This window comes from Rhodococcus sp. IEGM 1372 (genome assembly GCF_030056835.1).
Taxonomy (GTDB): Bacteria; Actinomycetota; Actinomycetes; order Mycobacteriales; family Mycobacteriaceae; genus Rhodococcoides.
The window spans coordinates 13,294-33,749 of sequence record NZ_JASHKS010000020.1 but is presented as its reverse complement, the minus strand read 5'-3'; the positions used below and the strand labels follow the sequence as shown (position 1 = coordinate 33,749).

Annotated in this window: 21 protein-coding genes; 12 read left to right on the top strand and 9 right to left on the bottom strand. The window is 64.3% G+C overall.

Annotated features, from left to right (window positions below):
- The first annotated feature begins 4 nt into the window (after nucleotides 1–4).
- The gene (locus QM590_RS16425; RefSeq protein WP_149404946.1) at nucleotides 5–472 is read left to right on the top strand and encodes an SRPBCC family protein; all 468 of its coding nucleotides are present in this window, start codon (nucleotides 5–7) and stop codon (nucleotides 470–472) included.
- 22 nt (nucleotides 473–494) lie between these two features.
- The gene (locus tag QM590_RS16420) at nucleotides 495–935 is read left to right on the top strand and encodes an SRPBCC family protein (protein WP_149404945.1); all 441 of its coding nucleotides are present in this window, start codon (nucleotides 495–497) and stop codon (nucleotides 933–935) included.
- A gap of 4 nt (nucleotides 936–939) precedes the next feature.
- Here QM590_RS16420 and QM590_RS16415 read toward each other — a convergent pair whose 3' ends face one another.
- Nucleotides 940–1,761: a class I SAM-dependent methyltransferase gene (locus QM590_RS16415; RefSeq protein WP_149404944.1), complete on the bottom strand. Its 822-nt coding sequence runs from the start codon at nucleotides 1,759–1,761 to the stop codon at nucleotides 940–942.
- Between the two features lie 203 nt (nucleotides 1,762–1,964).
- Here QM590_RS16415 and QM590_RS16410 point away from each other — a divergent pair, with 203 nt between their 5' ends.
- Nucleotides 1,965–3,317 (top strand): MFS transporter, encoded by a 1,353-nt coding sequence (locus QM590_RS16410; RefSeq protein ID WP_149404943.1) that lies wholly within the window; start codon nucleotides 1,965–1,967, stop codon nucleotides 3,315–3,317.
- A 73-nt stretch (nucleotides 3,318–3,390) separates the two neighbouring features.
- Here QM590_RS16410 and QM590_RS16405 read toward each other — a convergent pair whose 3' ends face one another.
- The 4 genes from QM590_RS16405 to QM590_RS16390 form a co-directional block, all read right to left on the bottom strand.
- On the bottom strand, nucleotides 3,391–4,833 hold the full coding sequence (locus QM590_RS16405; RefSeq protein ID WP_068055731.1) for a fatty acid desaturase family protein: 1,443 nt from the start codon (nucleotides 4,831–4,833) through the stop codon (nucleotides 3,391–3,393).
- Nucleotides 4,834–4,857: 24 nt separating this feature from the next.
- Nucleotides 4,858–5,955, bottom strand: a complete 1,098-nt coding sequence (locus tag QM590_RS16400; RefSeq protein WP_176460324.1) for a ferredoxin reductase — start codon at nucleotides 5,953–5,955, stop codon at nucleotides 4,858–4,860.
- A gap of 99 nt (nucleotides 5,956–6,054) precedes the next feature.
- Nucleotides 6,055–7,551: an FAD-dependent oxidoreductase gene (locus QM590_RS16395; RefSeq protein ID WP_269595708.1), complete on the bottom strand. Its 1,497-nt coding sequence runs from the start codon at nucleotides 7,549–7,551 to the stop codon at nucleotides 6,055–6,057.
- 38 nt (nucleotides 7,552–7,589) lie between these two features.
- Nucleotides 7,590–8,495 carry an AurF N-oxygenase family protein gene (locus tag QM590_RS16390; RefSeq protein WP_082898813.1) on the bottom strand — a complete coding sequence of 302 codons (906 nt, stop codon included), beginning with the start codon at nucleotides 8,493–8,495 and terminating at the stop codon, nucleotides 7,590–7,592.
- A gap of 153 nt (nucleotides 8,496–8,648) precedes the next feature.
- On the opposite strand from QM590_RS16390, the gene QM590_RS16385 reads away from it, so the two are divergent.
- From QM590_RS16385 to QM590_RS16350, 8 genes are all read left to right on the top strand, one after another.
- Nucleotides 8,649–10,154, top strand: a complete 1,506-nt coding sequence (locus QM590_RS16385) for an adenylate/guanylate cyclase domain-containing protein (RefSeq protein ID WP_269595709.1) — start codon at nucleotides 8,649–8,651, stop codon at nucleotides 10,152–10,154.
- A 134-nt stretch (nucleotides 10,155–10,288) separates the two neighbouring features.
- Complete coding sequence (locus QM590_RS16380; protein ID WP_149404940.1) at nucleotides 10,289–10,954, top strand: HAD-IA family hydrolase; 666 nt, start codon at nucleotides 10,289–10,291, stop codon at nucleotides 10,952–10,954.
- 60 nt (nucleotides 10,955–11,014) lie between these two features.
- Nucleotides 11,015–12,226, top strand: coding sequence for a sedoheptulose 7-phosphate cyclase (locus tag QM590_RS16375; protein ID WP_269595710.1), 1,212 nt, complete (start codon nucleotides 11,015–11,017; stop codon nucleotides 12,224–12,226).
- Entirely contained in the window at nucleotides 12,223–13,023 is an 801-nt protein-coding gene (locus tag QM590_RS16370; RefSeq protein WP_094670372.1) for an O-methyltransferase, read from the top strand. The genes QM590_RS16375 and QM590_RS16370 overlap by 4 nt, the downstream gene beginning before the upstream one ends.
- The gene (locus QM590_RS16365) at nucleotides 13,020–14,306 is read left to right on the top strand and encodes an ATP-grasp domain-containing protein (protein ID WP_149404938.1); all 1,287 of its coding nucleotides are present in this window, start codon (nucleotides 13,020–13,022) and stop codon (nucleotides 14,304–14,306) included. Before QM590_RS16370 ends, QM590_RS16365 begins: the two co-directional genes overlap by 4 nt.
- Complete coding sequence (locus tag QM590_RS16360; RefSeq protein WP_094670370.1) at nucleotides 14,306–15,328, top strand: D-alanine--D-alanine ligase family protein; 1,023 nt, start codon at nucleotides 14,306–14,308, stop codon at nucleotides 15,326–15,328. The genes QM590_RS16365 and QM590_RS16360 overlap by 1 nt, the downstream gene beginning before the upstream one ends.
- Complete coding sequence (locus QM590_RS16355) at nucleotides 15,325–16,077, top strand: TauD/TfdA dioxygenase family protein (protein WP_094670369.1); 753 nt, start codon at nucleotides 15,325–15,327, stop codon at nucleotides 16,075–16,077. The genes QM590_RS16360 and QM590_RS16355 overlap by 4 nt, the downstream gene beginning before the upstream one ends.
- Before the next feature lie 50 nt (nucleotides 16,078–16,127).
- Nucleotides 16,128–16,853: a YoaK family protein gene (locus tag QM590_RS16350; protein ID WP_068055698.1), complete on the top strand. Its 726-nt coding sequence runs from the start codon at nucleotides 16,128–16,130 to the stop codon at nucleotides 16,851–16,853.
- Between the two features lie 15 nt (nucleotides 16,854–16,868).
- Here the strand turns inward: QM590_RS16350 and QM590_RS16345 are convergent, their stop codons facing one another.
- Nucleotides 16,869–17,483 (bottom strand): TetR/AcrR family transcriptional regulator, encoded by a 615-nt coding sequence (locus QM590_RS16345; protein ID WP_068055695.1) that lies wholly within the window; start codon nucleotides 17,481–17,483, stop codon nucleotides 16,869–16,871.
- A gap of 80 nt (nucleotides 17,484–17,563) precedes the next feature.
- Between QM590_RS16345 and QM590_RS16340 the strand changes: the two genes are divergently transcribed.
- The gene (locus QM590_RS16340) at nucleotides 17,564–18,496 is read left to right on the top strand and encodes a DAPG hydrolase family protein (protein WP_231893844.1); all 933 of its coding nucleotides are present in this window, start codon (nucleotides 17,564–17,566) and stop codon (nucleotides 18,494–18,496) included.
- On the opposite strand, the gene QM590_RS16335 is transcribed toward QM590_RS16340, so the two are convergent.
- The 3 genes from QM590_RS16335 to QM590_RS16325 form a co-directional block, all read right to left on the bottom strand.
- Nucleotides 18,493–19,068, bottom strand: coding sequence for a hypothetical protein (locus QM590_RS16335; protein ID WP_068055691.1), 576 nt, complete (start codon nucleotides 19,066–19,068; stop codon nucleotides 18,493–18,495). The genes QM590_RS16340 and QM590_RS16335 overlap by 4 nt on opposite strands.
- 28 nt (nucleotides 19,069–19,096) lie before the next feature.
- Nucleotides 19,097–20,032 carry a pirin family protein gene (locus QM590_RS16330; RefSeq protein ID WP_149404937.1) on the bottom strand — a complete coding sequence of 312 codons (936 nt, stop codon included), beginning with the start codon at nucleotides 20,030–20,032 and terminating at the stop codon, nucleotides 19,097–19,099.
- A gap of 81 nt (nucleotides 20,033–20,113) precedes the next feature.
- Nucleotides 20,114–20,455, bottom strand: a complete 342-nt coding sequence (locus QM590_RS16325; RefSeq protein ID WP_149404936.1) for a GNAT family N-acetyltransferase — start codon at nucleotides 20,453–20,455, stop codon at nucleotides 20,114–20,116.
- Nucleotide 20,456 lies beyond the last annotated feature (1 nt).

The following is a 20,456-nucleotide window of genomic DNA, read 5'->3' as shown; positions in this document are numbered from 1 at the left end:
CCCCATGAGCGACCAGCTGACCGTCCGACGCGTGATCGACGCTCCCCCGGCCTCGGTGTTCACCGCACTGGCCAACCCCGAGGTTCAGGCCGCGGTCGACGGCTCGGAGATGTTGCGTGGTGCGATCGAACCGACACCGCTGCGCGCGGTGGGCGACACCTTTGCGATGGACATGTATCAGCCGGAGCTGGGCGAGTACGTCATGGAGAACACCGTGTTCGTGTTCGAGCAGGATCGTCGCGTCGGCTGGATTCCCAACCGCCAGGGGATGGGACCGCGTGGCACGCGGTGGTCCTGGGAACTCGAAGAAGTTGCCGAGAATCGGACAGCTCTCACACAGGTCTACGACTGGTCCCGCGTCACCGACCCGGAGTTCCGCAAGATGGCCGGCTTTCCCCGGGTGACCGAGGAGCAGATAGTCGGCACCATGCGCCGGCTCGCCGAGCACCTCGGCGTCCCGCTCGAAGACTGATCCCCGACGACAGGAAATTCTCATGGTCGACGTCACCCGCACCTTCACCGCCGCTGTTCCGATCGAGAAGGCGGCCGCCTTTCTACGCGACTTTTCCCATGCGCCGTCGTGGGATCCCGGAACCCAGAGCTGCACACAGATTTCCGACGGTCCGGTCGCCGTCGGAACGCAGTGGCACAACGTGTCCAAGCTGTTCGGTATCACCACGGAGTTGACCTACACCTTGGTCACCGACGAGCCTGATCACATCGTGCTCGAGGGCGAGAACAAGACGGCCACCAGCGTCGACGACATCACGTTGACCGCCGAAGGACCGCACGCCACCCGAATCGACTACCACGCGAAGGTCGAATTCAACGGTGCCGCCAAGATAGCCGGCCCGTTCCTGAAGGCGGGGTTCGAGGCGAAAGTCGCGCCGGACACCGTGGAGAAGATGACCGAGGCGCTCGAGCGACTGGGCTGAGGCCCTACTTGCGTGCGAAAACGGTGAAGTTGTCCGCTGAGCTCGCCAGAACGTCGGGTGCCACGATCGAACCGTCGTCGGCGAAGATCTCGGAGATGGTGAGCCCGGCGTCGGTCACCAGTCGTCGCACGTCTGCCACGGTGGTGAAGTGCATGAACGGAGCGAAATCGTGCGCAGCGAGCGGCGCTACGGCCCACGTTCCGCGATCGACGACCCGAGAGCGCGCAGACCACCAATTGGCAACGCTACGAACGACTCCGGCGGGATCGAGCAGTCGTCGTCCGACAGCCGTCACGATGCGCGCGAGTGAGAACGTGAACCGCTGAGTCGGTCTGCTCAACTGAAACGGCTTCTCCCCGAACGACGGTCCGTTGCGGTTGAGAGTGGAGAACACCAGAATTCCGGACTCGCCGAGAACTCGGTGAAATTCTGCGAGTACTCGAACTCGTTCGTCGTGGGTCACGGTGTCGATTCCGTTGTTGCTGAACACGATCAGACCGAATTCGCCGTCGGAGAAGTCCGCCAGATCACGCGCGTCGGCCACATGCGCCTGCAGGTCGGGGAAATTCCGCCGAAAGGCGTCGACCATGGTGGGTGCGTAGTCGATCGCAACGTAGCGGTCGCTGATCAGCCGAAGCAGCGCCGTGGTTCGTCCGCTGCCGACTCCCACGTCCAGTATCGGCGTTCCGCGCGCAACCGAGGCCGCAGCGACCAGCGCCGCCGCCTCCCCGCAGTCGAGAAAGCCGTCGGTCGGACCCGCATACTCCACGTACGCCGCAGCCACCCGCTCACTGTCGAACACATCCCGATTGTGGTCTGTGGACACCAGATCACCTTTGCTTCCTACCCTGCGGACACAAGCGTCGCTCCCTTGGTGTCAGACGGTACCGGCGAACCCTGAGGTGCGCCTGAGGTCTCGTGCGTTCACCACACCCCCATCCGGGGGTATTCATCGCGTGACTCGGATCACTACCGTTCGTCGCACTCGGTATCGCGCATTCACCCGATACCCGACAAAACGGAGGAACCATGACCACTGTCTCACCCGACGACCCGGGTGTGTCCGCATCGACGCCACCTACGGTGCAGACCAAGACCAGTGTCCGCCGGGTCGCTGTCGCCAGTGGCATCGGCACGACGATCGAGTTCTACGACTTCTTCATCTACGGCACCGCGGCCGCCCTGGTCTTTCCGACGATCTTCTTCCCGGCCCTCGGCTCCACCGCAGGCACCGTGGCCTCGTTCGCGACGTTCGCGGTCGCGTTCATCGCCAGGCCCGTCGGCGCAGTGCTGTTCGGGCACTTCGGTGACCGCATCGGCCGCAAGAAGACCCTGATCTCGACGCTGCTGCTGATGGGGGTGTCCACGTTCGCCATCGGTCTGCTGCCCGGTGCGGAGACGATCGGCGTGGCTGCTCCGATCATCCTGGTGCTGCTCAGGTTCGGCCAGGGGTTCGCAGTCGGTGGTGAATGGGCAGGCGCGACACTGCTGACGGCCGAGTACGCGCCTCCTGGCAAACGCGGCTTCTACGCGATGTTCCCTCAGCTGGGACCGTCGGCCGCGTTCATCTTCTCCAGCGCGACATTCCTCGCGACCGGACTGCTGCTCGGCGACACCAACGAGACGTTCCTCAACTACGGTTGGCGAATCCCGTTCCTGCTCAGCGCCGTTCTGGTACTCATCGGCCTGTACATGCGGTTGGCCATCGAGGAGACCCCGGTCTTTCGTGCCAACAAGCTCGCCGAGGAGCAGGCACCGGCGAACGCAGCACCGACGAAACTGCCGATCTTCGACGCCTGGCGCATCCAGAAGCGGGAAATCCTCACCGCTGCAGGCGCATTGGCATCTCTGTTCGCCTTCTTCTACATGGGTACCGCGTACCTGACCAGCTACGGCACCAAGACACTCGGGTTCGACCGGCCGTTCGTGTTGATCACCGGAATCGGTGCCGCGGTGATCTTCGGAGTTGCCATCGCGGTCTCGGCGACCTACTCCGATCGCGTCGGCCGACGGCGAGTGATCATGGGAGCGTGCATCATTGCGATTCCCTGGTCGATCGCACTGTTCCCCGTTCTCGACACCGGGTCACCCGCAGCATTCGTGATCGGCATGTGCGTCACGCTCGCCATCTTCGGAGTTGCCTACGGACCGACCGGAGCCCTGCTCCCCGAGCTGTTCCAGACCCGTTTCCGTTACACCGGAGCAGGTTTGGGCTACAACCTCGCCGGAGTTCTCGGTGGCGCGATTCCGCCGATGCTGGCCGCACCGCTCACCGCCGCGTTCGGCAGCATCTCGATCGGAGTCATGCTGGCCCTGCTGTCGGTACTCAGTCTGGTGTGCACCAAGCGGTTGATCGAGACCAAGGATGTCGACATGACCTGACACCCGCAACGCAGAACCGCGGCCACCCGGCAATCGGGTGGCCGCGGTTTCGTCAGCTCTTCACGGGACGAACTCAGTCGTCGCCACGGGGCGGCGGCTGAACATCGACGCCGCCGGAGTTGTGCTCCGGTCCGGCCGCCGGATGCCCTGCCGGCACGCGGCCGCGCGTCTTCGCGGCCTCGCTGTCCTTGGTGGCACCTTCGGCGAACTTACGACGCCAGCTCTCCTCGGGACGGTAGGGGCCCGGCTTCGGCCGAGTCTTGCCGCCCGGGAACGCCAGCCGTGCGATGGTGCGCTGGACCATGCCCCACTGCTGAAAGAACGGTCCGGTGTTGTAGGGCAGTTCGTAGCGCTCGCAGATGTCCTTGATCTTCGGCGCAACGTCCGCGTACCGGGTGCTGGGCATGTCCGGGTACAGGTGGTGCTCCACCTGGTAGCTCAGGTTGCCGCTCATCAAGTGGAACAACGGGCCACCGTCGATGTTGGCGGCTCCGACGAGCTGACGGACGTACCACCCACCGCGGGTCTCGTTCTCCACCTCTTCCTGGCTGAAGGTGTAGGCCTGGTCCGGGAAGTGTCCGCAGAAGATGATCGCGTTCGACCAGACGTTTCGAATGATGTTCGCGGTGAAGTTCGCGGCCACCGTCGACAGGAACGTGCTCTCGATGCCACTGAACCGGCTGTCCAGCAGAGCCGCGGTCCGACGGTTCTTACCGAATCGGGCAGACCCACGCAGCTTGGACGCGAGCCTGGAGCGCTTGCTCTCGGGCAGACGTCCACCCGATGCGACCTGCGCCAGCGCGAACGCACCGGCGGAGATCAGCGGCCAACCCACGTAGTCCTTGACGAACTGCTTGCGTGCCTTGACGCCGATGCCCTTGAGATCCTCGACGAGATCCTTGACCGGCTTCTCACCGCGACGAATGGCCTCGATGTCGAGATCGTGCAGCGCGACACCCCACTCGAAGAACGCCATCAGCAGCACGTTGTAGAACGGCTGCGCCAGGTAGGCCGGGTGCCACTTCTGCCGCGGGTCGATACGCATGATCTCGTAGCCGAGATCCTTGTCCTTGCCGCGGATGTTGGTGTACGTGTGGTGCACGTAGTTGTGCGAGTGCTTCCACGAGCTCGCGGTCGACGCGGTGTCCCAATCCCACACGGAGGAATGGATTTCCGGGTCGTTCATCCAGTCCCACTGGCCGTGCATGACGTTGTGGCCGATCTCCATGTTCTCGAGAATCTTTGCGATTCCGAGGCACGCTGTACCTGCCAGCCATGCCGGCTTGCTGGTCGATCCGAGCAGCAACACTCGACCCGCGACCAGCAGCTGTCGCTGGGCTGCGATCACCGAGGTGATGTACTTCCGGTCCTTGTCACCGAGGCTGGCGTACACCTCGTCGTGGATGGCGTCGAACTCCTTGGCGAGTTCGGCGATCGTGTCGTCACTCAGATGCGCCAGCGGGTTCACCGGCTCGTCGGAGCCCGTGACACGCCTGGTGGTTTCGTCGATAGACATTCATTCCCCTGTTCGATTTGAAGATCAGAGTTCGATTTCGATGTCGCCCTCAGCAGTGTTGACACAGATCCGAACCGCTTGCCCCGTAGGTTCGGAGATATCCCCGTTACGTAGATCACGTAAACGCCCCTTCTTCAGGGTACCTACGCAGGTGTGGCAGATGCCGATCCGGCAGCCGTACGTCAAATCCAGGCCGGCTTCCTCACCGGCGGCGAGAATCGTTGTGCCGCCGTCGCATTCGACGTCCTTCTTGCTGTTGAGAAACTTGACGGTGCCGCCCTCGCCTACATCGTCGCCACCACCGATGACCGGCTGAAAACTCTCGTGATGGAACCGGTCGTAGTCACCCTGGTCTTTCCAGTACGAGCGCAGATCGTCCAGATGTTCACCCGGACCGGAGCAGAATGCTTCGCGCTCACGCCAATCCGGGACCAGCTCGTCCAATTCGGACGCCTTCATCCGACCCTCGTCGCTGGTGATCCGCAGCTTCACCGTCAGCCCGTCGTGCTTGGCTTCGAGTTCGTCGAGGGTATCGGCGAACATCAACTGGTCGCGATTGTGCACCGAATGCACCACCACGACGTCGCGTACCTGATCGTGGTGATCGAGGGCGCGCAACATGCTGATGATCGGCGTGATGCCACTGCCTGCACTGATGAACACCATCTTGTCCGGAATCGGATTCGGCAGAGTGAACTCGCCCTCGACCTCACTGAGCCGGACGATGTCGCCGGTCCTGATGGTTCCCACCAAGTACGGCGAGACCGTCCCCGACGGCACCAGCTTGGGACTGACGCTGACCAATCCGTCCACCGGGTCCGGATCGGAGGTGAGCGAATACGCCCGCCAGTGGTACCGACCGTCGATCAGTACTCCGAGTCGGACGTACTGCCCGGGTGTGTGGCCCTGCCACTCGAAACCCGGCCGGATGTACACCGAGACGGCCTCCGATCCCTCCGGTGTCACCCGCTCGACCTTCCCCCGAAGCTCGCGGGTGGTCCACAGCGGATTGATCATCGACAGGTAGTCGTCGGGCCGGAGCGGATTGAACAACGATCGGACTGCGCGCAGCATCGTCCGTCTTACAAAAGAAACCTGGGGCTTGGCCCCCCGTTCAGCCATACTCAACGGTAACCCTGTGCGCCGTGCTACACATCCGAATCGCTCAGACTCGAATGAGACTGCTACACAAGGTGAACAGAACTGGGCTGTTCCGACCGGTCAGCGCGCTCTGGAAACGCGGTCGCCCAGGGCGGCACTCACTTTTCCGTACCAACCGACCGGACGGGCAAGCCCACGCGTGGGCACATCGGCCAGCAACGCCTCGGCCGTTTCCTCCGCATCGATCTTGTTGTCGCCGATGCCACCCGTGGCACCTCGCTTGGCCCACCCGACGACGTAGCACCCCGGAACCGGAGTGCCGTCGGCAGCGGTGATGCGACCGCCGACATTACGGATGGTGCCGCTGATGTCGTCGAACGGGATTCCCGGTGACGGGGTTCCGCGATAGCCGATCGCGAGCAGAACCAACTCGGTCGGCAGCTCGACGGCGTGCTCACCGACGCCGACTTCGATGGACTGCACCGAGTCGCTGCCGTGGAGAGCAGCCGGAGCTCGGCCGAACGCGAAGACGATGCGGCGGGCGTGTGCCTGCGAGCCCAGTTCGACTTGCGTCGCCCCAGCCAGAGCCGACGCAGGAGCGGACAACGGCAGGCGATCGATGGCGTCGACGATTCCGTCCGGTCCTGCCACGACGACGTCGACGCCGGCGCGATCGACGAGCGCCTTGCATTCGGACCGGGTGAACGCCGCGAATTCAGGACCACGACGGGCGAGGACGACGACCTCGCGGACGCGATGGCGACGCAGCTCGGCCAGAGCATGAGGAGCGATCTCGGTTCCGTCGAGCCGGTCCGGATCGGCCGTGAGGATACGAGCAGCGTCGAGTGCGACGTTGCCGTTTCCGATGATGGTGACGCGATCGACGCCGGTGAGATCGATCGCGTCGGCAGCAACGTCGGGGTGGCCGGTGTACCAGCCGACCAGGGTGCGTGCGCTGACCGATCCGTCGAGGTCGATACCGGGAATCTCGAGGGCTCGGTCCTTGTCGGCACCGACGGCATAGACCACCGAGTCGAACTTCCGAGCCAGTTCGACGTGGTCGACATCCTTGCCGACCTCGACACCGAGCTTCATCGTCACCCGTGGATGGACGAAGATCCCACGGAAGTGCTCACTGATGCGTCGGGTACCGAGGTGATCGGGAGCGACGCCGTAGCGGGCGAGACCGCCCGCGGTGGGCAGCCGGTCGTAGAAGGTGACGTTGGTGCCGGGCACGCGCAACAGCGCCTGGGCGGTGTAGCAGGCTGCCGGTCCGGTCCCGACGATGGCGATGTCGATCGGCGGCAGTTCGTTGACCGTCGCCACCGGGAATCGAGGCGCGCCCCACTCCGCCACGGCGGGCTTGTCCTTGTAGTAGTCGGCGTTGATGTCGGCGTAGATCTGCTGGTCCGGTGTCAGACGCGAGACGCGCGTGATCGCGTCCACCGGGCACGCGTCCGCGCAGGCACCGCAGTCGATGCACGAGCGCGGATCGATGTAGAGCAGCTCGGTCTTACCGAAATCCGGCTCGTCGGGCGTCGGATGAATGCAGTTGACCGGGCACACCGACAGGCAGGATGCGTCGTTGCAACAGTTCTGCGTGATCGCGAACGGCATGGTTTATCTGATGTCCTTCACGGCCTCGAAAAGAGTGGTCAGAGCATGTGCAAACGACGGTAGATCATCTCGGCCGGCTTGGTGATCAAACCGCAATCGAGAAGAAATGCCATCAGGTGCTCGCTCGAGGTGCGCATCATCGTGTGGTGATGGGCGTTGTTCTTCGCTTCCTTCACCGCGCGGTCGACGTCGAGGCCAGCTGCTGCGTAGACCTCCTTGTTGACCATGTTGGACACGATCAGGCGGGCGGCGATCGCGACGACGAGCGCGCTGGCCTTGCGGCGAGCCGGGCTCTTGCCTGCAATGTCTTCACGCATCTGTGCACGCGCGAAGGTCATGTGCCGCGACTCTTCCACGACGTGGATCTTGCTGGTGGTGCGCACGAGTGGCAGCACGTTCTCGCCGCGCATCCAGTCGCGCTGCATGACGTCGAGTACCTCTTCGGCGACGAGGATGCCACCGTAGGCGACCTCGGCGGACGCGAGAGCCTTGAAGCCACGGCCGAGTTCGATGCTCGATCGACGCGGCAGGTAGGCCTTGATGCCCATCTTCTGGCAGGCGCGGGCGAACATGATCGAGTGACGGCACTCGTCGGCGATCTCGGTGAGAGCGAACTGGAAGTCCGAGTTCGACGAGTCCTTGCAGTACTGATCGCGCAGGACCATCTGCTGCAGGATCATCTCGAACCAGATGCCGGTGCTCATGATCGAGCAGACCTCGTGGCGGGTGAGCGTGATGCGCTGCTCTTCGCTCATCTCGTCCCACAGCTTCGTGCCGTAGAGGGTGCTCCACTCCGGGTTGAGTCCGTAGAGGGAGGGATCGAGATCGGCTTCCCAGTCGACCTCCTCGGAGGGGTCGTACGAAAGCTGGGCGGCGGAATCGAGCAAACGAGCGGAGACATCCTCGGGCTCGAGAACGTCGTTCCTGGAGAGTGTGCTGGTCATCGCCGTGGTTCCTTCCATCGTCGAAACGCTGTATGTAACTGTTACGGAGATTACCAGGTACTCGGGGACACAGGTAGTCACTCGAGAAGAAATCTCGTCGAATCTTTTTCCGGACCCCTACAGTTCGAGCGAACAGAGAACGGAGATTCATCGGTGATCGCAGCTCTACGGTCCGCCCTCACCCGCACCCCGATGCGCCTCTACGCGGCGGGCATGGTCTCGGCCAACGCCATCGGAGCAGCCATCGTCTTCGTGTTGGCCCGCTTCATCCTGCCGTTGCCGGTCGGCTCGGAGGAGATCCTGTCGGACCGAAATTACGTCGCCTTCTTCGTGTATCTACCGGTCGCGATCGCCATCGGGATCGCGCTCGGCCTCCGCGTTGCGAAGCCCCTCGTGCTGTGGCTGCACACCGGCGGCACGCCCTCGGACGCCACCGCGATCGCCATCGTGCGGCTGCCCCTTCGTCAGCTCGGCGTCCACGTGCTGCTGTGGGCACTCGGCGTCGCGGTGTTCGTCGGGGTCAATGCGTCGGCAGGCGCGGCGCTGTCGATCATCGTCGCGATTGCCGTCAGCTTCGGCGGCCTGGCGACCTGCTCGCTGGGCTATCTGGTTGCCGAGAGAACGCTTCGGCCGATCACCGCAGCGGTGATGGAAGTCAGTACGGTCACCGATTCCGCCGCACTCGGCGTGAAGCTGCGCGTCGTTCTCATCTGGGTCCTGAGCACGGCCATTCCCATCCTGGGGCTCGGCCTCATCGGACTCGGTAGACTGATCGACACCGTCATCCCACCCGACGTCGACCTGTCCCCCGCGATGGTGTCGCTGTCCGCGATCGCCCTGGTCGTCGGATTCGGCGGCATGTTCCTGGTCGGACGGTCCGTATCGGATCCGCTGCAGCAGGTCAGCACGGCCATGCAACGCGTCGAAGCCGGAGCGACCGACACCCGCGTCGACGTCTACGACGCCTCCGAGATCGGCCGGTTGCAGAACGGGTTCAACAAGATGGTCGTCGGTCTCGACGAGCGCGAACGACTGCGGTCGCTCTTCGGCCGCCACGTGGGCCACGACGTGGCGCAGCGCGCGCTGGCAAGCGCGCCTCGTCTGGGCGGCGAGAACCGAACGGTCGCCGTGCTGTTCATCGACCTCGTCGGTTCGACGGCGATGGCCGAGCGAGAATCCGCGGAAGCGGTGGTCGATCTGCTCAACCGCTTCTTCGCAGTGGTGGTCGAGCACGGCGAACGACACGGCGGCTTCGTCAACAAGTTCGAGGGTGATGCCGCACTGCTGATCTTCGGCGCTCCGGTCGACCACCCAGATCCCGTGACGGCGGCACTGCGCACCGCACGCACCCTGGCCGTCGCCCTCGCCTCCGACGGCGGCTTCGAGATCGGCATCGGCGTCACGTACGGCCCGGTCATCGCCGGAAACATCGGAGCCGAATCCCGATTCGAGTACACCGTCATCGGCGACACCGTCAATCAGGCGGCTCGGCTCACCGATCTCGCGAAGGATGACCCGAACACCGACGTGCTCACGTCGTCGATCGTGCTCGATCACGCCTCCGTCGACGAACGCGCGCAGTGGACGACGGGCGAGGCGGTCACCCTGCGCGGCCGGTCGACACCGACGACTCTGGCCGCGCCCGTCCGGCACCGCTGACGTCCGACCGTTCTGCCGAAAAATTCGAAGGTTTCCCGTTCGGTGCCGATGGGGCATACCCCCCGAACCAACTCACCCATCGCGCATGCGCGAGACATTGACCAGTACAACGTCTCTCGCTCCGAAAGGCATCCATGTCCGCAATTCTGTTCGGCTCGATCAGCACTCTCGTCGACACGTCCGAACTGCAACGTCGCTCGTTCAACGAGGCGTTCGCAGCACACGATCTGAACTGGAACTGGTCTCGCGAGGATTACCGGGCCATGCTCGGATCCAACGGTGGTGCCGACCGAATCAGCGAATACGCGTCCGACACGGATACCGAGGTGGACGCCGCTGCCGTGCACGCGACGAAGTCCGAGATCTTCCAGCGTCTGATCGGCGAATCCGACGTGAAGACACGACCGGGTGTGGCCGACACGATCGACTCGGCCAAGGCGAACGGCATGAAGGTGGGCTTCGTGACCACGACGTCGCGAGAGAACATCGACGCATTGTTGGCGGCCCTGAGCCCCGAGCTGACAGCCGACTCGTTCGACGTCATCGTCGACGCGTCCTCGGTCGATGCCGGCAAGCCCGACCCCGCGTCGTACGAATTCGCGTTGAAGTCGTTGGGCGAGAACGCATCGGACAGCGTCGCCATCGAGGACAATGCCGGCGGTGTCCAGGCGGCGGTCGCCGCGGGCATCAGCTGCGTCGCATTCCCGAACGAGAACACTGCGGGCACCGAGTTCGGCTCGGCCACCGACACCGTCGATGCACTCGATCCCGAGCGTGTCCGCGCTCTTGTCTCTGCCTGAGCGGAGCCTGCGCAGCGAGCGTGCAATCAGACCATTCATCCAATCCTCCAGGAGTAACCAGTGAGCAATCTTCAGGCCCAGGTCGTCGCCGGGGACAGGTCGTTTCGCGTCGAAGGCTACGAACGCATCGAGTACGACCTGATCTACGTCGACGGTGTGTTCGCAATCGAGAACACCGAATTGGCCGATAGTTACCGGCCGTACGGTCGCGCGCTGATGGTCGTCGACGAATCGGTGCACGAGATCTACGGCGACCGGATCAGCGCGTACTTCGATCACTACGGCATCGCCCTGACGGTGGTTCCGGTGCACATCGCCGAGACTGCGAAGTCGCTGGAGACGTTCGAGCGCATCGTGGGCGAGTTCGATGCGTTCGGTCTGGTCCGCACCGAGCCGGTGCTGGTGGTCGGCGGCGGATTGACCACGGACGTAGCAGGTTTCGCGTGCGCCAGCTACCGACGGAACACCCCGTACATTCGCATTCCCACCACATTGATCGGCCTGATCGACGCGAGCGTATCCATCAAGGTGGCCGTCAACTACGGAAAGCACAAGAACCGCCTCGGTGCGTACCACGCGTCGCAGAAGGTGCTGCTGGACTTCTCGTTCCTCGGCACGTTGCCCGAGGATCAGGTGCGCAACGGCATGGCCGAGCTGATCAAGATCTCCGTCGTCGGCAATCTGGAGATCTTCGAGATGCTCGAACAGTACGGTCCGGAACTGCTGCGAACGCGGTTCGGCCATCTCGACGGAACGGCGGAATTGCGTTCGGTCGCAGACCGACTGACCTACTCGGCGATCGCGACGATGCTCGAACTCGAGGCACCGAATCTGCACGAGATCGATCTCGATCGCGTCATCGCCTTCGGTCACACCTGGAGCCCGACGCTCGAGCTGACCCCGCCTGCCCCGTTCTTCCACGGCCACGCCATCAACATCGACATGGCGCTGTCGACGACCGTCGCCGAACAGCGCGGACACCTGTCGACGGCAGACCGCGATCGAGTGCTCGGTGTCATGTCCAGCATCGGGCTGGCATTGGACAGCCCGTACCTGACCCCCGAGTTGCTCTCGGAGGCAACGGCGTCGATCCTCAAGACTCGCGACGGCATACTGCGCGCAGCGGTGCCGGACCCGATCGGCACGTGCCGCTTCCTCAACGATCTCGACGCAGCCGAGTTGGCCGATGTGCTGACTCTGCACAAGAAGATCTGCCTCGACTTCCCGCGCGCAGGCGAGGGTCTCGACATGTTCACTGCACCGACGCCGTGACCCAGACCCCGCGACCGGTCACCCCGACCACCATTCTGGCGCGCGAGCTCAGCGAGATAGCCGATCTGCTCGACGCCGGTGCCGGGGCGACCGACGAGCTGATCACCCGTGTTCATCGAGCCCGCGATCTCGCGGCGGGACTCGACCCGTATCTCGACACCTGCACCACCTCCCAATCCGCAGCGCTGGCGACACTGGCATCGCGGACCCGCACCGAGGACTGGAGATCACGTGACGTCGTCTCCGGCTCGGGGCCCCTGGAGATGGAAATGCTCTCCGGCCACGTGGAGGGACGCTTTCTTGCGTTTCTCGTGCACATGACCGGGGCGAAGCGGGTGCTCGAGATCGGTATGTTCACCGGCTACTCGGCACTGGCGATGGCCGAGGCTCTGCCCGCGGGCGGCGAGGTGGTCGCCTGCGAGGTGGATCCGTACGTGGCCGAGTTCGCGCGGTCCTGTTTTGCGGATTCGCCTGCGGGCTCGTCCATCACGGTGGAAGTGGGGCCTGCACTGGACACCCTCCGCCGGTTGGAGGGCACGTTCGATCTGGTCTTCGTCGACGCCGACAAGACCGGATACCGCGCGTACGTGGAGCACCTGCTCGGTAGCGAGCTGCTGGCCGACAACGCCGTGATCGCCGTCGACAACACCCTCCTGCAGGGGCAGCCGTACAGCGAACGCCCCACCGAGAACGGCCGGGCCGTCGCAGAATTCAACGAGTACGTGGCGAACGACCCCCGCGTGGAGCAGGTGCTGGTGCCGTTGCGCGACGGCGTCACCTTGATCCGGCGCACATGATCCGCACTGTCGCAGCACTTGTCGGACTCACTGCCACCCTCCCCGCCGACCTCGTGGCGGCGGGGGTGGCTGCCGTCCGAGGCGGCCGGCCCGCCACGCGCCGAACCGACTCCCCCAAGACGGTCATGATCAGCGGCGGGAAGATGACCAAGGCCCTGCAGCTCGCGCGGTCCTTCCATCTCGCCGGGCACCGAGTCGTCCTGGTGGAATCGGCCAAGTACCGTTTCACCGGCCATCGGTTCTCACGTGCGGTCGACCGATTTCACTGTGTACCCGACCCGACCGAATCCGGGTACGCCCGAGCACTTCTGGATGTGGTGCTCCGCGAAGGCGTCGACGTCTTCGTCCCCGTCGCGAGTCCGGCTGCGAGCATCCACGATGCCGACGCACGGGCACTGCTCGATTCGCACTGCGAGGTCCTGCACGGCGACGGCGCGACGGCGCGCATGCTCGACGACAAGTCCAGGTTCTCCGAACACGCTGCGGCGCTCGGCTTGCGCGTTCCCGATTGGCGACGCATCACCGACGTCGAGCAGATCGCGCAGTTCGACTTCCCACCGGGCCGTGAGTACATCCTCAAACGCATCTCGTACAACCCGGTCGGCCGCATGGATCTGACGCGATTGACCCGCGACACGCCTGCCGAGAACCTGCGATTCGCACGCAGTCTCGGGATCTCCGAGGACGATCCGTGGATCCTGCAGCAATTCGTCGCCGGGCAGGAGTACTGCACCCACGGCACCGTCCGCGGCGGCCGGTTGCAGGTGTACGGCTGCTGTGAATCATCGGCGTTCCAGGTCAACTACGAGATGGTCGACAAGCCCGACATCCTGCGCTGGGTGGAAACGTTCGTCTCTTCGCTGGACGTCACCGGCCAGCTGTCGTTCGACTTCATCGAGTCCGCCGCCGACGGCCACATCTACGCCATCGAGTGCAACCCCCGCACCCATTCGGCCATCACGATGTTCTACGACCATCCCGACCTGGCTGCCGCGTACCTCGACGACGGCCATCCGGTGATCGTGCCGCGTACGACGGCTCGCCCGACCTACTGGATCTACCACGAGGTGTGGCGTCTGCTCACCGAGGGCAACCGAAAGGCCCGCTTGCGCAGCATCTTCGAGGGAAAGGACGCCATCCTCACCGGCTGGGATCCACTCCCCTATCTGCTGGTGCACCACCTCCAGATTCCGTCCCTGCTGGTGCGAAATCTGCTGGCCCGGCGCGGATGGTCACGCATCGACTTCAACATCGGCAAGCTCGTGGAGAACGGAGGCGACTGATGACCCTGTCGGTCCTGGTACTGGTCGGATCGTCGGTGGACGAGTTCCACTGCGATCTGTCTCGGGTGTACGCGGGCGGATTTCTCGACGCACTCGGTGGAAATCCCGACTATCGGTTCGAGGTGGCGTTCGTCTCCCCCGGCGGGCTCTGGAGCTTTCCCGGCGGCATCGACGCCGCCAGTGTGGCGTCGGCACACCAGATGTCGTTGGCGCAGGCAGTGGACGTCATCTCGTCGTGGCACTTCGACGTGATGGTTCCACAGATGTTCTGCCTGCCCGGAATGACGACATACCGCAGCCTGTTCGATCTGTTGGGCGTGCCGTACGTGGGCAACGGTCCGGACGTGATGGCGATGACGGCCGACAAGGCTCGCGCCCGAGCCGTGGTCGCGGCGGCCGGGGTCGCCGTCCCGACCGGTGTCGTGGTGCGGTGCGGTGACAACATCGACGTCGAACTGCCGGTGGTCGTCAAGCCCGTCGACTCGGACAATTCGATGGGCGTCACACTGGTTCGCCAATCCGACCGGTTGGCAACCGCTGTGAGCGAGGCTCTGACGTATTCGTCTGCGGCACTGGTGGAGTCGTACATCCCCCTCGGCCGCGAGGTCCGTTGCGGCATCATCGCACGGGGCGACGAGCTGATCTGCCTTCCACTCGAGGAGTATGCCGTCGAGTCGATTCGTACCAGCGCCGACAAGTTGAATCGCACCTCGGACGGGGATCTATACCTGGTCGCGAAGGAGCAGACCAGGGCCTGGATGGTGGACGTCTCCGATCCGATCACCGAGAAGGTCTGGGCGGCAGCACGATCGTGCTATCGATCTCTCGGCTGCCGGCACTACGGTCTGTTCGACTTCCGGATCGACCCCGACGGACAACCGTGGTTCCTCGAAGCCGGTCTGTACTGCTCGTACTCGCCGTCGAGCGTGCTCGCCGTGATGGCCTCGGCGGCAGGTATCGCCGTCGACGAACTGTTCGCACGAACGCTCGACGAACTGTCGGTGAAGGAGTTGTCCTCGTGACGTTGGGAATCGAGATCGACGAGCTGGACCTGAGCTCCACCGAGACCGAAGAACTGCGAACGCTGTTGGCCGAACACGGCGTGCTGATTCTACGCAGACAACCCTTGGACGACGCAGGCTTCCTGGCATTTCTCCGGCGGTTCGGCGAGATGATGTTCACCGAGGGCGAGACGCCAGTGCCGGGCTTTCCCGACCTGAACGTCATCAGCAACGTCGGCCGCACCACACCGCCGAAATCGACATTCCACGTGGACACCACGTATGTACCGAATCCGCCTGCCTACACCGCACTACGTGCGGTCGAGGTACCGGAGTCCGGGGGCAGCACGCTGTTCAGCGACCAGTACGCGGCCTACGACACCTTGCCGGCCGACCGCAAAGCGGACCTCGCCGGAAGAACGGTGACGCACCGAGTGACCGGGGTGGCGTCGGACACCGATTCCTGTGCCGAACATCCTTTGTTCGCAGTGCATCCCGTGACCGGGCGTACCGCTCTGGCATTGTCGGCACCCGCACGGTGCGTCGCGATCAGCGGCATGTCCACCGAGGAGGCACAGGAGACCGTGCGATATCTGTTCGAACATTCGACTCGCGAGACCAATGTGCTGCGACACGCGTGGGCACCGGAGGACGTCGTCATGTGGGACAACCGATGTGTGATGCACAAAGCCGATCACAGCGGGGTCGTGGGAAACAGGGTCATGCACCGGGGAATGATTGCCAATGGTGAATCGCCGTCGGTTATGTGACCGACAACTCAAAGATTTGCCGGTTCGCCCGTAGTCCGGACAATCGAGTCATGACTTCCCCATTGACGATCAGCCGCGAAACAGCCGTCGGTGCCGAAGCTCGTCTGTCCTGGATATTGTCGGGACTGGCAGGGATGGTGGGTGCAGTTGCCTTCCTCCATTCCGCCGGCTACTTCGTGACCTTCATGACCGGCAACACCGAGCGAGCAGTCGTCGGACACTTCGGGCATCCCGAGGGCAAGGAGGTCACCCCGGGGGCCTCACCGATCGCGGCACTGGCGCTCATGGGCTCTTTCCTGGCAGGCGTCGTGATCTCGTCGATCTGCCGTCGTCGCTACTGGTCGAATCACCCGCACGGAGCAACGGTGCTCACCACGATCGCACTCGCAGGAGCAGGCGCGATCGACATCGCCATCTCCGGATGGTCGTCGGCCAACGTGAACTTCTACCCGATTCTGTTGGTGGCCTTCGCACTCGGTGCTCTCAACACCGCGTTCACGAAGAAGGAAGAGACCTACATTCCCCTGAGCTACGTCACCGGGACCATGGTCAAACTCGGCCAGGGAATCGAGCGGCACATGTTCGGCGGCGGGACGCGCTACGACTGGCTCTGCTACACAGCCCTTCTCGGATCGTTCGCCTTGGGAGGCGCGATCGGAGCCTTCATCGGCGTCGTCATCACCGGCCCGCAGGTACTGCTTCTGACCGCACTGATCAGCTTCGGCGCGACGATCTTCACGTTCACCCACACCGAGCGTCGTTCGCTGCTGGGGTGAGGCCGCCGGCCCGGGTCAGTTCTCGACCAGCGGCGAGGCCACCACGATCTTGCGCAACATCTGCTCGATGAAACCCGGGGACAGGCGTGACCCGATCAGCACTTGCCGCTGCACCAGCCCCTCGATCATCACCACGAGGGTCTCGGCGTCGGACGGCGGATCCTCGGAGTCCAACGAGGCGACGATCCACTGGGTGTAGGTGACGAATGCTGCTCGTTGACTGTCGAACAACTCGCGAATTTCGTCGTCGTGCTGCGCCTCGCCGAGCATGATGTGGCGAGCGATGACCCGTTGGACGGCATCCCCGGTCGTCATGGCGTCGATGAAATCGATGATGCGCGACACCACGATATCGGCGGTGAGCGGCTTGACGTCGACGAGACTGCCGAAGGTCGCTCCGGCCACCTCGAAGTCGCGGACGAACAGCTGACCGAGAGCCAGGTGAAGCAGCCGACTCCGGGTGGGCGCGTGGTAGTTCACCGACCCGGGTCCCAGTCCCGCTGCGGCGTCCACCGCCCGGTGCGTCAAGCCGCGAAGACCTCGGGTGGCGAGCACCTCGATCGCGGCCGTGGCGATCTCGTCGCGCCGACGCACTCTCGACTCGTCGTCCCTGGGGTGTGCCGGACTCATACCGCGCAGTGTAGTGCCCGGCTGTTGACATACATCGATTCCACGACCTAGCCTCAACGAATGTTGAGAGGGGTGGTCGCATGACCCGGGGGCCGACACGACGCCAGATCATGATCGGAGCGGCCGCTGCGGCCACCGTCGCCGTCGTCGGCCCGGTAGCCAAGGCGGTGGCGGCCCCGGCAACCGGTTCGGCGGACGAGTGCGGTGAGCGCTACCAGGGCTACCGCGACGCCGATCGAGATCTGCCGTACGCCCGATACATGGCACAGCGAACGACGCCCGCACCGACCGCCGTCGCGGACGCCTGTGCGGGCCCGGCCCTCGCGCCGGATTCGATTCCTGGATTCGATTCCATCACAACCGATCTCGCGCCCACCGGCTACTCCACGATCGAGACCGGATACGGTCGACGCGCCGATGGGGTGACGTTCGTGGCGGTCCGCACGGTGATGCCGCGCGTGACGGCAGCGATGTGGGACTGGTGGTTCGGCTGGCATTCCACCGAGGCCGCACGCTACAAGCTGTGGCATCCCGACGCCCACCTCTACGCAGCCCTCGCCGAGGATCGAACGGCACTCGACATTCCCGACAAGGCCAAGTACGTCGGCAACACGACTTTCGTGGACGAGTACGTCGGGCCGAAGCTGCAACAGCTGGGCATTGCCTTTCGCGATCCGATTGCGCACGGCTTCGACGTTCCCGCGGATCAGACGATCGTCTTCGGCCGAGTGGGCAGCTCCATCGCGCCGGTGGACCTGGGCTGGCTGGCCCACCAGGTGCGTCCCGTCGAGGGCGGTGCCGAGATGCGTAGCCGTTTCTTCCTGAACCTGCGCGGGCTGCACGTACCGGACATCGAGCAGGCCGTGTGCGCCGTCCGCCGCGGGGCGTCGGTCGATCCGACGGACCTCGATCTCGGGGTCGATCTCGCCCGAGATCTGTTGTTGCACTGCGGACAGGAGATGAATCACCTGGCCGGCTTCCTGCCGGAGTTGTACGCCGAGTTCGGGAGCTAGTGCCCCAGAAACACTTTGGCCAAGACGATGAGTGCTGCGACCGCAGCGGTGGCCAGACCACCCAGAATTGCGCGGAAGGTCAACGGGTTGCCGCGAATTCGTTCCGTGACCATCTGAATCGTCGCGATGCGTATCACGATGACTCCGCCGGCCAGCAGTTCCGACCACTGCCCCGGGAGCACCGACAACCAGCCGAGGGCCAGCATCACCGCAGGGACCGTGCCGGAGCTCAGGATCGGCACGGCGTCACGGAATTCCTCGACGGCCTCGAACGTGCGTTGCTCGTCGGTTGCATCGCCGTGCGCTTCGGGAATCTGACTGCTGGCGACGAAATCGGCGAACACATGCGCCAGAAACGTCGTCACCGCCGTGGCCAGAACCAGAACAGCAGCAGTTCCGTTCTCGATCGAGCTCGGCGTCGATGCTGCGACCGCCGCCAGAACCAGGATGTTTCCGTAGACGTAGGCCGACAGTCTCTTGGCCGCCCGCGCGGGCTCGAGCGGGCCGTCCGCGCGGGTGACCAGACGGCGATACAGCCGTGTTCTGCGAATACGGGGCTCGGCGTCGCTCATGCAGGAGATCGTTGCACGGCCGAGACGATCATTCGACGGGAACGCCGAGCCGACCGGCCTGGTAGTCCTCGAACGCCTGCAGCACTTCGGACTTGGTGTTCATGACGAACGGGCCTGCCATCGCGACGGGTTCCCTGATCGGCTTGCCGCCGAGAACGAACACCTCCAGCGACTCCCCCGCCGTAGACGCGGACATCTCGATGGTGTCGCCGCGGCCGAACAGCGCCGTCTGCCCCATCCTGATCGGACGCTTCTCCGCGCCCACGGTGCCCTCGCCCGCGAGAACGTAGATCAGTGCGTTGAACTCCCTGTTCCACGGCAGCGTCAGCGCCGCACCCGGTGCGATGGTGCTGTGCGAGAGCGCAATCGGAGTGTACGTCGACCCCGGGCCCTGCATGCCTGCGATCTCGCCGGCAATCACTCGGACCAACGCACCACCGTCGGGACTCGACGCCAGTGCGACTCTGCTGCCGGTGATGTCCTGGTAGCGCGGGTGCGGGATCTTGTTCTCGCGCGGCAGATTGACCCACAGCTGAACACCGTGGAACAGCCCACCCGAGAGCACCAGATGCTCCGGCGGAGCCTCGATGTGCAGGATGCCCCCGCCCGCCGTCATCCATTGCGTGTCGCCACCGCCGATGACTCCGCCGCCGCCGTGAGAGTCCTTGTGCTCCATGATGCCGTCGATCATGTAGGTGACCGTCTCGAACCCGCGATGCGGATGCCACGGCGTCCCCTTCGGCTCGCCGGGCGCGTAGTTGACCTCGCCCATCTGATCCATGTGGATGAACGGGTCTAGTGACGCCATGTCCAGTCCCGCGAATGCGCGACGGACCGGAAAGCCCTCGCCCTCGTAACCCGTCGGTGCCGTCGTGACGGACCGGACCGGCCGGGGGACGGCGGTGGCGTCGGGCATGGGGATGCGGGGCAACGCGAGGATGTTGTCGACCGTCACTGCAGGCATGGCGTCCCTTTCGGCAATGTAGTTGACTCTGCAACTACTCTGATCGCCTCAACCCGCCGAAGCCCGACGGTATTCCCGCGGTCAGGCCTGCCGGTCGGCCAGCCATTGCCGGATCTCGTCGGTCGGCTGCTCCACGATGTCGTCGAATTCCGAGTGCTTGCCGACGAAGGCCGCTACCAACTCGCAGATCGGCACGATCCGCTTGGCATCGTTGCGCGTGGCGTCGAGCGCCTGCTGCACGAGAATCGTCGCCAGACCACGTCCGCCGTACGCTGCGTCGACCTCGGTGTGGAAGAAGATACGTCTGCCGTGTTCGTCGTCGGCGAACTCGGTGAACCCGACCTGCGAGCCGTCGGCCGAAACCGTGAAACGATCTGCTTGCTGGGTGATTTCGACCTGCGCACCCGTTTTGTCGACCGTCATG